The organism is Xanthomonas sp. MUS 060 (genome assembly GCF_000963215.1).
Taxonomy (GTDB): Bacteria; Pseudomonadota; Gammaproteobacteria; order Xanthomonadales; family Xanthomonadaceae; genus Xanthomonas_A.
In genome coordinates this window covers 24,982-38,017 of sequence record NZ_JZIM01000013.1, presented here as the reverse complement: position 1 = coordinate 38,017, position 13,036 = coordinate 24,982, and the positions used below count along the sequence as shown (strand labels likewise).

10 protein-coding genes, 1 other RNA gene and 3 pseudogenes are annotated in these 13,036 nt (G+C 64.3%); 7 read left to right on the top strand and 7 right to left on the bottom strand.

Annotated elements, in window-relative coordinates; genetic code table 11:
• Nucleotides 1-11 precede the first annotated feature (11 nt).
• The 4 genes and pseudogenes from XANALMUS060_RS18660 to XANALMUS060_RS12115 form a co-directional block, all read right to left on the bottom strand.
• Nucleotides 12-86, bottom strand: a non-coding RNA gene (locus XANALMUS060_RS18660) — sX9 sRNA.
• 61 nt (nucleotides 87-147) lie between these two features.
• Nucleotides 148-513 (bottom strand): EF-hand domain-containing protein, encoded by a 366-nt coding sequence (locus XANALMUS060_RS12125; RefSeq protein ID WP_045738642.1) that lies wholly within the window; start codon nucleotides 511-513, stop codon nucleotides 148-150.
• 234 nt (nucleotides 514-747) lie between these two features.
• Nucleotides 748-1,137 carry a hypothetical protein gene (locus XANALMUS060_RS12120; RefSeq protein ID WP_045738641.1) on the bottom strand — a complete coding sequence of 130 codons (390 nt, stop codon included), beginning with the start codon at nucleotides 1,135-1,137 and terminating at the stop codon, nucleotides 748-750.
• A gap of 232 nt (nucleotides 1,138-1,369) precedes the next feature.
• Nucleotides 1,370-2,044, bottom strand: a pseudogene (locus tag XANALMUS060_RS12115) (N-acetylmuramoyl-L-alanine amidase); the annotation flags it as partial.
• A gap of 330 nt (nucleotides 2,045-2,374) precedes the next feature.
• Here XANALMUS060_RS12115 and XANALMUS060_RS23055 point away from each other — a divergent pair.
• The 4 genes and pseudogenes from XANALMUS060_RS23055 to XANALMUS060_RS12095 form a co-directional block, all read left to right on the top strand.
• Nucleotides 2,375-2,962 (top strand): annotated as a pseudogene (locus tag XANALMUS060_RS23055) (SH3 domain-containing protein); the annotation flags it as partial.
• Between the two features lie 73 nt (nucleotides 2,963-3,035).
• Nucleotides 3,036-4,082 (top strand): annotated as a pseudogene (locus XANALMUS060_RS12105) (SH3 domain-containing protein); the annotation flags it as partial.
• The gene (locus tag XANALMUS060_RS12100; protein ID WP_045738640.1) at nucleotides 4,079-5,182 is read left to right on the top strand and encodes a dipeptide epimerase; all 1,104 of its coding nucleotides are present in this window, start codon (nucleotides 4,079-4,081) and stop codon (nucleotides 5,180-5,182) included. The pseudogene XANALMUS060_RS12105 and the gene XANALMUS060_RS12100, both read left to right, overlap by 4 nt.
• 270 nt (nucleotides 5,183-5,452) lie before the next feature.
• Nucleotides 5,453-6,748: an APC family permease gene (locus XANALMUS060_RS12095; protein ID WP_045738639.1), complete on the top strand. Its 1,296-nt coding sequence runs from the start codon at nucleotides 5,453-5,455 to the stop codon at nucleotides 6,746-6,748.
• Nucleotides 6,749-6,835: 87 nt separating this feature from the next.
• On the opposite strand, the gene XANALMUS060_RS12090 is transcribed toward XANALMUS060_RS12095, so the two are convergent.
• The 3 genes from XANALMUS060_RS12090 to tsaD all read right to left on the bottom strand — a co-directional run bounded on the left by XANALMUS060_RS12090 (nucleotide 6,836) and on the right by tsaD (nucleotide 10,956).
• Complete coding sequence (locus XANALMUS060_RS12090) at nucleotides 6,836-9,016, bottom strand: glycoside hydrolase family 3 N-terminal domain-containing protein (protein ID WP_045738638.1); 2,181 nt, start codon at nucleotides 9,014-9,016, stop codon at nucleotides 6,836-6,838.
• A gap of 439 nt (nucleotides 9,017-9,455) precedes the next feature.
• Nucleotides 9,456-9,815, bottom strand: a complete 360-nt coding sequence (gene folB / locus XANALMUS060_RS12080) for a dihydroneopterin aldolase (RefSeq protein WP_045738636.1) — start codon at nucleotides 9,813-9,815, stop codon at nucleotides 9,456-9,458.
• Complete coding sequence (gene tsaD / locus XANALMUS060_RS12075) at nucleotides 9,808-10,956, bottom strand: tRNA (adenosine(37)-N6)-threonylcarbamoyltransferase complex transferase subunit TsaD (protein ID WP_045738635.1); 1,149 nt, start codon at nucleotides 10,954-10,956, stop codon at nucleotides 9,808-9,810. Before tsaD ends, folB begins: the two co-directional genes overlap by 8 nt.
• Before the next feature lie 121 nt (nucleotides 10,957-11,077).
• On the opposite strand from tsaD, the gene rpsU reads away from it, so the two are divergent.
• The 3 genes from rpsU (at nucleotide 11,078) to XANALMUS060_RS12060 (ending at nucleotide 12,984) form a co-directional block, all read left to right on the top strand.
• Nucleotides 11,078-11,293, top strand: a complete 216-nt coding sequence (gene rpsU / locus XANALMUS060_RS12070) for a 30S ribosomal protein S21 (protein WP_003465342.1) — start codon at nucleotides 11,078-11,080, stop codon at nucleotides 11,291-11,293.
• A gap of 233 nt (nucleotides 11,294-11,526) precedes the next feature.
• On the top strand, nucleotides 11,527-11,973 hold the full coding sequence (locus XANALMUS060_RS12065) for a GatB/YqeY domain-containing protein (protein ID WP_045738634.1): 447 nt from the start codon (nucleotides 11,527-11,529) through the stop codon (nucleotides 11,971-11,973).
• 123 nt (nucleotides 11,974-12,096) lie between these two features.
• The gene (locus XANALMUS060_RS12060; RefSeq protein ID WP_045738633.1) at nucleotides 12,097-12,984 is read left to right on the top strand and encodes a YihY/virulence factor BrkB family protein; all 888 of its coding nucleotides are present in this window, start codon (nucleotides 12,097-12,099) and stop codon (nucleotides 12,982-12,984) included.
• Nucleotides 12,985-13,036: the final 52 nt, after the last annotated feature.

Genomic DNA, 13,036 nt, shown 5'->3' with positions numbered 1-13,036 from the left:
CGCAGTGGAGCGGCCAAGAAAACGTCGCGAGTGCTGTCGGGCGGGTGCGAACAGCGCGCAGGAAACACAATGCACAGACGGCACATGAGGATTCCGAGCACTGCCCGCGCCCATCCGGCTGCGACGCAGTGGTTTTATTAACTACCCTTATTTTCCATCACTACCGCTGCCGCCAGCCATGCCAGCCTGATGCTTGGCGACATAGGCTTTGTATTCCTCCGGGGTGAGCTTGCCGTTATGGTCGGTATCGGCCTGGGAGAAAATCTGGCTCAGACCAGCGTTGACCTGCGCCTCCTGCTTGCTGATGGCACCATCTTTATCGGTATCGACATCGGACCAAGTTTGGCCTTGACCGGACGCACCAGATTTTGTCACCTGTCCAGTGGCACTAGTGGAGGAGCGAGCCTGCTCCGCCGCATCGCCATGGGCATCCTGGGCGAAAGCCGGCAAGGCCAGCGTAGCGGCGAGAAGGACAGCGGAACCGATCAACGGATTGCGAGTGCGAATGTTCACAGATGAATCCTCCTTACTTATGCTTTTTCGGGAAGCGATCATGTCCGGTGAATTCCGGAACACGCCGCTACCGTGCCGCCGCCAAACTGAATCCATCCCCCTGCAAAACAAGCCACTAAACGGAGTATTAACCACCGCACACAAAGAACGCGTCATGACATTGATTAAAATCAGATGAAATTAATGTAATAAATAAATTGAAAGTATTAAAATTGTAGAAATAAACCGTATGCTTCAGCGTATTTCGTGATCATGATCGGCCGCATTCTCTTTTGAACGTGAGCTGAATACGACCCAGGCTAACGCCACACCCGCAAGCGCTCCCCCAACCTCCAACACCACACGCGACCCCAATTCGTCTGGATCGTGGATGCTACCCAGCGCAATGCGCGCATAAAGTGGCGATTCCAGGCGCACGATGCTGGTATAGAACAAGTTCCAGCAATCGACTCCTGCCGATGCCGCTACCGCCAGCAGGCATGCGCCACCCAGCCGCTGGCCCTCGGACCAGCGCAGACGCCGGCCCAGCCAATCCCACAGCGCATATAGCAAGAATCCAACCGCCAACGCGATCAGTCCGGCTTCCAGCGAGCCCGGCAAACCGAAGTGCAGCGGCAGGTTCATCGGATCGTATCCTCTGTGAGTAAGAACGCCAGTCTAGAGCGTGTCATACACATCGAAGCAAGTGCGACAGCATCTGGAATGCGTTGAAACAAACGCCCCTGCCCACATACACAATCGGCATGAGACGCGCTCGGCATGAGACGCGCAAGGAGTACGACACGCTAGAATTCGTCATGCTCCATCGGCAGCGGCGACGACGACCGCTGAGCCAGCAATGGCTGGCTCAGCGCATATAGAGAATGCGCAGATCTTCCGCATCGAACGCGGCAGCCTCATTGCCCCGGTAATGGTGATGGAACGCGCGCATGACGGCAGCGCGGTCGCCGATTGGATAACCAATCAATGCCAGCGCCTGCCACGGATCGAAGCCGGACGGCGCCGGCGGCGCATCAGCGGCAGGCCAGCGACCATACCCGGCATCGGCCAACTGCTTCCACGGGAACAACGGACCCGGATCGACCTTGCGCGACGGAGCGAAATCCTCATGCCCGACTATCTGGGTACGCGGGATGTGCAGGCGTGTGCATAAATCCTGGAGTAACACCAGCAGGCTATCGATTTGCGCTTGCGCAAACGGGGCCTTGCCGTCGTTGTCCAACTCGATACCGATCGAGGCCGAATTGACGTCGGTGATGGTACCCCAGCGCCCGACGCCAGCGTGCCAGGCGCGCAGTTGGTCGCTGACCAACTGATAGCGTTTGCCGTCGCGGCCGATCAGGTAATGCGCGCTGACCAACTCGCCCGAACTGTTTCGCGAACGCAGCACATCCAAGCTTTGCTGCACTGAATCCTCGCCAGTAAAATGGATCACGATCAAAATCGCGCCACGCATGTTGTAATTGGGCGAAGGAACCCACTTCGCCAGCGGATTGTGCGGCGGCGCATGTGCGCAGGCACCCAACAATAAGACCTGAGCCAACAACGACAGCCGACGCAGGGTGGAGAACGCGGTCACGGTCAATTTGCGAATCATGGGAAAGTCATAACAATAGCAATGCACAACCTTATGCATCGAAAGGTAAAAATCATGAAAAAACGCAGCAGTGACCAGCATCACGCTAGCCGACTAACAATCCCGATACGGCGCCTCGCTGAAGCGCCAACTTTCGTAGACGCAGGATGCACCACGGCAGGGATCACAATGCAGGCACATTGACAGAAAAAATCCGGGAATCGAAGATCATTACTCTCGGCATTGGCCGCATTCCAACATTCTCTCCATCTATAACGGAATTCCATGACCATGATGCGCGGCCTGTGTCTGTTGTTCGCCGTCGCATTGAACCACCGCACGGTGGCGGCACGCGCTGCGGATGTGCTGCCCTGGCAAATGCAGACAACGCAATTGCAGGCCGACCACTGGATCGCGCGCCTGCCCGCATCGCCACAACCACTACTCGATGTGGACCAGGTGCGTGCCTTCAATGCGCACCTGCTGCGTCACGACTCCTCCATGCACGACCTCGCCACGTTGCCGACGCAGATAAGCGCCGCGCAGGTACGCGCGCAGATTTTGGCAGTGTCGGCAACACCGACGCGCACGCTTTACGACGCTCAAGACGGTACGCTCGACGCCATGCGAGTGCAGGCATTGCAGTCCGCGCTCGCGCTGCAGACGCTGCCCGCACAAGTCGCCCCGCGTTATGGCCTGGTCGTGCGACGCGCGGATCTGCGCCGTTTTCCAACCGCGCAAGCTGTATTCAGCGGACGTAACGATCGCGCCATCGACCGCTTCCAGGAATCGGCACTGTCGCCAGGCAGTGCGGTGGCGATCCTGCATGTCAGCCGCGATGGCCAATGGCTGTTCGTGCTAGCGTCAAACGAGGCCGCGTGGATCGCACGAGACCACGTCGCCGAAGCCGAGCGCAGCACGGTGCTGGACTATGCGCAACGCCCAGGCATTGCAGTCCGCGCTCGCGCTGCAGACGCTGCCCGCACAAGTCGCCCCGCGTTATGGCCTGGTCGTGCGACGCGCGGATCTGCGCCGTTTTCCAACCGCGCAAGCTGTATTCAGCGGACGTAACGATCGCGCCATCGACCGCTTCCAGGAATCGGCACTGTCGCCAGGCAGTGCGGTGGCGATCCTGCATGTCAGCCGCGATGGCCAATGGCTGTTCGTGCTAGCGTCAAACGAGGCCGCGTGGATCGCACGAGACCACGTCGCCGAAGCCGAGCGCAGCACGGTGCTGGACTATGCGCAACGCCAACAACCGCGGCTGCTGGTCACCGGCACCCGCGTTTTCACCGTCTTTACTCCAGAGCTGCCGGCCGCATCGCAGGTGCCGCTGGACATGGGCAGCACACTGCCGCTGCTGCAGGAATGGCCACCATCGCAACCCGTCAACGGCCAATCGCCGCTGGCCGCCTACGTGGTGCAATTGCCGCTGCGCACGCCTGACGGCCACCTGCGGTTGGCACCGGCACTGATACCGCGCAGTGCCGATGTGCACGATGCACCACTGCCTGCAACCCCGCAGGTTCTAGTGCAGCAGGCATTCAAGTTTCTCGGCGAGCGCTATGGCTGGGGCAACAGCTACAATGGGCGTGACTGCAGCGGCTTCATCGGCGATGTCTACCGCAGCCTCGGCATTTTCCTGCCGCGCAATACCCAGGATCAGGCACGCAGCCCCAGCCTCACCGCCGTACCCTACAACGCCAGTGCCCCACTGCCGCAACGGCAAAAAGTGCTCGCGCAGTTGCAGGTCGGCGACTTGGTGTACATCCCCGGCCACGTGATGCTGGTGATCGGCCACGAGCACGGTGACACCTGGGTGATCCACGACGTGACCACGGCCAGCGCCCGCAACGCGGCGGGACAACTACAACAGGTGCCATTGAACGGTGTCTCGGTCACGCCGCTAGAATCGCTATTGCTCGCCGACGGCACCCCCTTCATCGACCGCATCACCCGGATCCAGCGCATCCAGCCGATTCCAAGCCAATGAAGATCACCGACATTCGCCTGGGCATGCTGCGCGTGCCACTGCACACCCCGTTCAAAACCGCATTGCGCAGCGTGCAAGCAATCGAGGACGTCGTGGTGATGGTGCATACCGATAGTGGCCATATCGGCTACGGCAGTGCCGCCGCTACGCCACCGATGACCGGCGACACCCACGGCGCGATCATCGCGGCGATCGAGCATTGCATCACGCCACGCCTGATCGGCGAAGACATCGCCGATCTCAATCGGATCATCGGGCGGATCCAGGGCGCGCTCGCGCACAACAACAGCGCCAAGGCCGCGCTGGACATCGCCATCCACGACCTATGGGCGCAACGCTACGGCGCGCCACTGTATCGCTTGCTCGGCGGCGGCACTCCGGCCCTGTCCACCGACCTGACCATCAGCGCCAACACGATCGACACGATGGTGCGCGATGCGCAGGCGGCCATCGCGCGCGGTTTCGGCGCGTTGAAGATCAAGGTCGGCCAGGACATCGCCGGGGACATCGCGCGGATCAAGGCAATCCACGACGCGGTCGGTGGCCGTGCGCAACTGCGGCTGGATGCCAACCAAGGCTGGACACCGAAACAAGCGGTGCACACCATGCGCACGCTGGAGCAGGCCGGCGTGGTTCTGGAGCTGCTGGAGCAACCGGTCAAGGCACACGATCTCGATGGACTCAGGTACGTCACCGAACGGGTGCAAACGCCGGTCATGGCCGATGAAAGCGTGTTCACCCCCGCGCAGGCGATCGAACTACTGCGACAGCGCGCGGCGGACATCCTCAACATCAAACTGATGAAAGCCGGCGGCATCGCCAACGCGCGACGCATCGCCGACATCGCCGCATCGTATGGCGTGCCGTGCATGATCGGCTGCATGCTGGAGTCGAGCATTGCGGTGGCTGCGGCGGCGCACCTGGCCGTGGCGAAAGCAGACATCGTCACCAAGGTAGACCTGGATAGCCCATCGTTAGGCATATTCGATCCAGTAGAGGGCGGTGTACGCTTCGACGAGGCGCAGATCCACATCAGCGATGCGCCGGGGCTAGGCATCCGTGCGATTGGTGGCTTGGAGCCGTTACCGCGCAGCGCATAATCGCCACGATCCAATCCCGCGCAGCCGAGAGGATTCCATGAGCGAAGACATTCCACAGGCAACACGCAACAGCGGACCGCACCTGTGCCTGCATCCGTGCCGCGCACCCAACAAAACCAGCACCGGCAACGCCGCGACCATACCGACCGACGTGCAGGAGCGGCCACCCGCTCGGTGCCCGATGGCGGCATCGCGCGACGTGTTGTCCTCGCATCGAGTCTCCACTCGGCGACGTCTGCGTCGGGCAGCCCAGGCGACACAATCCACGCCATGAACCGACCAACCGCGCCCGCCCTGGTCCGTGCGGTCAGCCGCTGGCAGATCGTCGGCCTGTCGATCAACGATGTGATCGGCAGTGGCATCTATCTGCTGCCCGCTGCCGCCGCCGCACTGCTGGGACCACTGAGTTTGTGGGCGGTACTGCTAGCCGGGCTGGCAGTGGGCTTGCTGGTGTTGTGCTACGCGCAAGCGGCCAGCTACTTCGACGAACCCGGCGGTAGTTATCTGTATACGCGCGAAGCGTTCGGCCGCTTCGTCGGCTTCGAAATCGGCTGGATGATCTGGCTGACCCGGATCAGTTCAGCGGCGGCGCTGGGCAACGGACTGGCAGACGCTGTGGTGCGCTTCTGGCCGGCCGCCGCGCATGGCGGCGCACGCCTGAGCATCGTGGTCGGCGGGCTTGGTCTGCTGACTGTGATCAATGTGATCGGGGTGAAGTCGGCAGCACGGACAGGCGTGGCACTGGTGATCGGCAAGTTGCTGCCGCTGGCGCTGTTCGTGGCAATCGGACTGTTTTATGTGGATCCATCGTGGATTTTCTCCGGCAAGACCCCGGACCTACACGATGCCGGCACGATGGGCGAAGCGGCCTTGTTGTTGCTGTTCGCCTATGCCGGTTTCGAAAATATCCCGGCTGCTGCGGGCGAATACCGCAATCCGCGCCGCGACGTGCCATTCGCATTGATCACGATGATCGTCACCGTCACCCTGATCTACGCCGCGGTACAGGTGGTGGCGCAGGGGACGTTGCCCAACGTCGCGCAATCGGCGACACCGCTGGCCGATGCCGCCAGCGGCTTCGGCGGCGAGGCGCTGGCGCTCATTCTCACCATCGGCGCCACCATCTCCATCCTCGGCACCACCAGCAACACGGTGATGCTGGGGCCACGCTTTTTGTTCGCGCTGGCCAAGGACGGCTACGGCCCTGCACTCCTGGCGCGGGTGCATCCGCGTTTCCACACCCCGGCGGCGGCAATCCTGTTGCAGGGCGCGCTGTCGCTGGCGTTGGCGCTCTCCGGCTCGTTCGTGCGGCTGGCGCTGCTGTCGATGGTCACGCGCTTGTTCGCCTACATCGGCACTGCGGCGGCGGTCCTGGTACTGGCACGACGCTACCGCGACCGCCCCGGCGCGCTGCGCCTTCCCGGTGGGCCGCTGATTCCGTTGGCCGCGCTGCTGCTGGCGGTGGCGCTACTGCTCAGCGCCAGTTGGCAGAACCTGGCCGCAGCGGGCGTGGCATTGCTGGTCGGCGCATTGTTCTATCGTTTTCCACGCAAGACGCCGGGATGAAACGTGCTTGCGCGTGCGGCGCCATCGCGCGACAGGCATGCGTGCGCAGTCATCCCGACGCCATCGACCGTCACGCACACCGTGCTGTCATCGCGCCTGCGCGAGCAACTCGAACCCTACCGGCTCGCCGCTCGTCGCCGACGCGCACACCCACAGATCGAATTGCCCCGGTTCGGCGGTGCGGCATCCATCGCGACCGGTGAAGGCAAGCGCATGCCGATCCAGCGTGAACACCACCGCCATGCCCCGCCCTGGCGCCAGACGCACCTTGCGGAACGCCTTCAATTCGCGCACCGGACGCACCCGGCTGGCGACACGGTCGTGGATGTACAACTGCACCACTTCCTCGCCCTCGCACTGGCCGACGTTGTCGATGCGGGTGGTGACGGTCAGGGTGTCGTCCCACCCTAACCGCGTGCGATCGAGCTGCGGCACTCCATAGGCAAAGCGGGTGTAGCTCAACCCATGACCGAACGGATATAGCGGCGCGTTCGGCACCTCGCGCCAACGCGCCTTGAACTCGCGCATCGTCGGCAGTTCCGGTCGTCCGCTGCGCGGGTGGTTATAGAAATACGGCTGTTGCCCGGCATCGAGCGGGAAGCTCACCGGCAACCGCGCCGAGGGGTTGTAATCGCCGAACAACACGTCGGCCACCGCCGGGCCGGTCTGCGTGCCCAGGTACCAGGTCACGACGATGGCGGCGGCATCGCGCACCGCGCCCTGCAGCGCCAGCGCGCGGCCATTGCGCAGTAACACCACCACGGGCGTACCGGTGGCGGCAACGGCCTCGGCCAGCGCCTGCTGCGCCGGCGGCAGCACGATCTGCGTGCGCGACTGCGCCTCGCCGCTGTAGCGCTGTGGCTCACCCAGCGCCAGCACCACCACGTCGGCGGCGCGCGCGGCGGCCACCGCGGCGTCGATACCGCCGTCCAGCGGCGCCTCCAGCGCGCAGCCCGGCACCACGGTCAACGCCCGCGCATCGTCCAGCGCTGCGCGCACCCCGTCCTCCAGGGTCACGTAACGCGCTTTGTCGCCGAACAACGTCCAGCAACCTTCGATGTTGTCGCGGTCCTGCGCGAACGGACCGATCAATGCGATCTTCTGCCCGCGCTTGCGCAGCGGTAGCACCGGGCCATCGTTTTTGAGCAGCACGATCGAGCGCCGCGCCGCCTCGCGCGACAGCGCATCGTGTGCGGGGAGGTGCGACTGGTCCGCTTCGCGTGCAGGATCCAACGAACGATACGGATCGTCGAACAGGCCGATGGCTTCCTTCAGCGCCAGGACGCGGCGCACCGCCGCATCCAGCAATGCCATCGGCACGTCGCCGTCTTCCACCAGCGAGGGCAGATGCGCGGCGTAGAAACCGCTCTGCATGCTCATGTCCATGCCGGCGAGGAAGGCTTTTTTAGTCGCATCGCGCTCGTCGGCGGCGTAGCCGTGCGCGATCAATTCCATATCGGCGGTGTAGTCGGAAATCACCACGCCGGGGAACTGCCATTGCCCACGCAGGATCTCGGTCAACAGTTCGTGGTTGGCGCTGGCCGGCACGCCATTGATATCGTTGAAAGACGTCATCACGGTCAACGCGCCAGCGCCGAAGGCCGCCTGGAATGGTGGCAAGTGCACGTCGCGCAGCGTCTGCGGGGAGATGTCCACGCTGGCGTATTCCATCCCCGCCGCGACCGCGCCGTAAGCGGCGAAGTGCTTGGGCGTGGCCAGCAACGCATCAGACGCACGCAGATCCGGCCCCTGGAAACCGCGCACGCGCGCGGCGGCGAACGCGCAGCCCAGCATCACATCCTCGCCCGCGCCCTCGGCGCCTCGTCCCCAGCGCTGGTCACGGGCGATATCCACCGCCGGGGCATAGGTCCAATGGAGACCGGCAGCGGTGGCTTCGATTGCGGTGGCGCGCGCGGTGCGCTCGGCCAACTCCGGCTCGAAGCTGGCGGCCTCGCCGAGTGGGATCGGGAACACCGTGCGCATGCCGTGGATCACATCCGCCGCCAGGATCACCGGAATCCCCAGGCGACTCTCCTCCAGCGCCACCTGCTGGATGCGTCGCCCCAGTTCCGCGCCCACGCCATTGAATAGCGACCCGACCCGCCCGGCACGCACTTGCTGCATCACCTCGTCGGCATTGCTCACGTTCACTTCCGGATTCACGTCGGGCGCGAACGGGCGCACCATGTCGGCAAAGACGCCGAGCTGGCCGACCTTCTCCTCGACGGTCATGCGAGCGATGAGCGATTCAATACGATCCGAAACCATGAGGCCCTTTGAGAAAACGCTTACATAACTGTCGAGTTTAGCGCTGGGGCAAGACGATGAGGCAAATCCCGGCGAGCGCACGCGCTGTTCGGAACATTGCTTCACTCCCCCCCCCCACGATCCAATCGCCACCCCAGTCGGCCTGCCGAGCCACTACCGCCCGACACACTGCCCACAGCAGCGGCGCGCCTGGATGCAACGCAAGATCGTGCGCAGGACGGGCAGCATCGGCGCCGATGCGCGAACGCCAGGCAACCACCTGCAAGCGCGCCGTCATGCGTTGCGCCACTGGCGGTCTCAACACGCCTCGGCAGGCCAGGCACTCACGTCGAGGTTCATCACATGCTCTGGCCGCTGCCGGATCTGGGGATCGCCGAAGCAGCGCTCGCCATCCGGCTTCAACGCACGCACGCCGGATGCGATGGCATCCCAGGCCACTTCATCCGCACGGACGGCTGCGCTCGATCATCACGCCCACGGCCTGTGCGCCGCGCACCGCTCCGGGCTTGCTCAGCTTCAAGCGCAACCAGTGCACCGCGAACTCGTCCAAGATCATCGCCGCACAGCGCTCGGCCAAGGTTTCCACCAGGCCGTGATCGGATTGCTCGACCAACTCCACCATGCGCTTGCTGATCGCCTTGTAATTCAGCGTATCGGCGATATCGTCGCTGGCGGCGGGGATGCGGTTGTCGAAACCCATTTCCAGGTCGAAACGCAGCGTCTGCCGGATCCGGCGCTCCCAATCGTAGATGCCGATCAAGGCATCGATTTCCAGACCTTCGATAAAGACTTTATCCATTACCATCACCTGAAACCTGGGATTCGCGCCCCGGAACAACAGCCGTTGGAGCATCGCCGGGGCCGTTGGTGCGCGCCTCCTGCGTCGGCAACCCGGCCACCAACGGCGGCAGCGACGCCATCTCCCAACGTGGAGTCACCAGCACGGCGGCCGTGGCGTCGTGCAGCCCGGCCTGCAAGCGCAATGCGCCAGCGAAGGCGATCATCGCGCCATTATCGGTGCACAGCGCCGGACGCGGGAAGCAAGCGCGGCCGCCGCGCGCCTGCGCCATCTCCTGCAAGCGCGCGCGCAAGCGCAGGTTGGCGCCGACGCCGCCCGCAACCACGAGGGTGTGGCTCCCGGCCGCCTCCAAGGCGCGTTCGCACTTGATCGCCAGCGTCTCCACCACCGCATCCTCGAAGCCGCGCGCGATATCCGCGCGCACCGCGTCGGATTGGTCGCAGCCCCGCCAGGCCAGCAGCACCTGGGTCTTGAGCCCGGAAAAGCTGAAATCCAGGCCCGGTCGGTCGGTCATCGGGCGCGCGAAACGAAAGCGCCCCGGCGTGCCCTGCGCGGCCAGCGCCGCCAACTGCGGACCGCCCGGATACGGTAGCCCCATCATCTTGGCGGTCTTGTCGAAGGCCTCGCCGGCCGCATCGTCCAGGGTCTCGCCGAGCAGCCGGTAACGGCCGATGGCCTCCACCGCGATCAACTGCGTGTGCCCGCCGGACACCAACAGCGCCACGAATGGCGGTTCCGGCACACCGAGCGCCGGGTCCGGGTCTTCCATCAGTGGCGCCAGCAAGTGGCCTTCCATGTGGTGCACGCCGATCGCCGGCACTTCCAGCGCCCAGGCCAGCGCGCGGGCGACGCCTGCGCCGACCAGCAGCGCGCCGACCAGACCCGGCCCGGCGGTATAGGCCACGGCGTCCAGGTCGCGCACCTGCAAATCGGCTTCGGCCAGGGTCTGGCGGATCAGGGGCAGCAGCTTGCGCACGTGGTCACGACTGGCCAGTTCCGGCACGACCCCGCCGTATTCGGCGTGCAGGGCGATCTGGCTGTACAGCCCGTGCGCGCGCAGCGCGGCCGCACCGGAGCGGGTGGTGTCGTAGACAGCGACGCCGGTTTCGTCGCAACTGGATTCGATGCCGAGCACATTCATGCGTGCATTGTGGGGCCGAATCGGCGGCAGGCCAAACCCCGCGCTTGCAGCCCGAGAATCCGTCGCTATAATGTGCGGCTCGCCGGGCGTGACCCGGTCACCATTGTGCCCCGGAGATTCCATGCCCAGCGTCAAAGTCCGCGAAAACGAGCCCTTCGAGTTTGCGCTCCGTCGCTTCAAGCGCACCTGCGAAAAGGCCGGCGTACTGGCCGAAACCCGCAAGCGCGAGTTCTACGAAAAGCCGACCCAGGAACGCAAGCGCAAAGCCGCTGCTGCGGTGAAGCGTCAACTGCGCCGCACCTCGCGCGACGTCACCAAGCGCCAGCGCCTGTACTGAGGATCGCGGCCTACGGTAGCGCGGCCTGCTGGTTTGGTCAGACGCTACGGTAAGCCCACGAAGCCGGCACGCGCAAGCGTCGCCGGCTTTTTGCGTCTCTCCTCGCCACACACTGCAATCGAGGCATTGTCGCAACCAGGTTGTACCAGCCGCGCCATTCCCATGCGCAACGGCTTGTCCCGGTGGCGTTGCCTAGAATGCCCCCGTCTTTTTCCTTCACTGTGGAACCCGTGATGACCCTCAAACAGCAGCTCACCGACGACATGAAGGCCGCGATGAAGTCCGGCGACAAGCACAGCCTGGGCGTGATCCGGCTGATCAACGCGGCGATCAAGCAGAGGGAAGTGGACGAGCGCGTGGACATGGACGACGCTGCGGTGATCGCGGTGATGGACAAGATGGTCAAGCAGCGCAAGGACTCGGTGAACCAGTACGAGGCCGCCGGCCGCGAGGATCTGGCCAGCATCGAGCGCGAAGAGATCACGGTGATTGCGCGCTATCTCCCGGTCAAACTCGACGAGGCCGAAATCGTTGCCGCGATCCAGGCCGCGATCGCACAGACCGGCGCCAGTACTGCGGCCGACATCGGGAAATTAATGGGCGCACTGAAGCCGATGATCGCCGGCAAGGCCGACATGGGCCAGGTCTCGGCCCTGGTCAAGCAGCAACTGGGCGGCTGATCCGGCGCATCACGCTTCACCCGTTTTTCGCGCGGGGCTGCTACAACACCGGCAAGCCCGCGCTTTACCGCGCGCAGCGCGGGGCTGGCGTTGCCGACGCCGCGCGCCGAAGATCCTGCGCCCATGTCCCTATCATCCGCACGCCTGCATACGCATCTGGACCGCCTGCAGCAAAGCCTGCCAGCGGCACTGGCGCGGCGCTTCGCCGAGATCGACCTGATGACCCAGGCCGCCTCGCTGTCCTTCTACGCGCTGCTGTCGCTGGCGCCGCTGCTCGTGCTGCTACTGTGGCTGACCGCCTCGCTATATCCGCAAGCGCAGCAAACGCTGATCGCGCAGATTGGGCAACTGGCCGGGAACGGCGCACGCGAGGTCGCACAGACGGTGATCGACAACGCCAAGAACCAGCCCAGCATCGGCTCGCTGGCCGGACTATGGAGCACCTTATTGCTGTTCGTCGGCGCCACGGCGGTATTCGCGCAACTGCAAAATGCGCTGAATCTGATCTTCCGCACCGACAAGCAGCAGCTCGACGGCCTCCTGCCATGGCTGAAGAAACGCGTGTTCTCTTTCGGCGTGGTCTTCGCGCTGGGTTTCCTGCTGTTGATTTCGATGATCCTGACCACGGTGCTGCAAGTCGCCTTCGCACGGATGCCATCGCTGCTGCCGGCGGTGGGCTACGCCTCCACGCTGGCGATCTACGTGCTGGCCTTCGCCGTGCTCTACCACTATCTGCCAGACCGGCGCGTGGCGTGGCGGCAGGCGATCATCGGCGGCGCCATCACCGCCTGTCTTTTCGTGATTGGGCGCTATGCGATCGGCGTGTACATCGCCACCGCCGCGCCGGGCAGCGCCTACGGCTCCATGGGTGCGCCCGTGATCCTGCTGGTGTGGATCTATTACGCCACGGTGGTGTTCTTCGTCGGCGCGCTGATCACCGCCGTGATCGACGAGCGCCAGGCTCGCCGCGCCCGCTCCACTGCGCCGGAATCGACCCACCCAGCGCCATAAGCGCAGTGCCACCGCACTGAATCCGTCGCGCCGCGCAGCACCGGACCCGTGG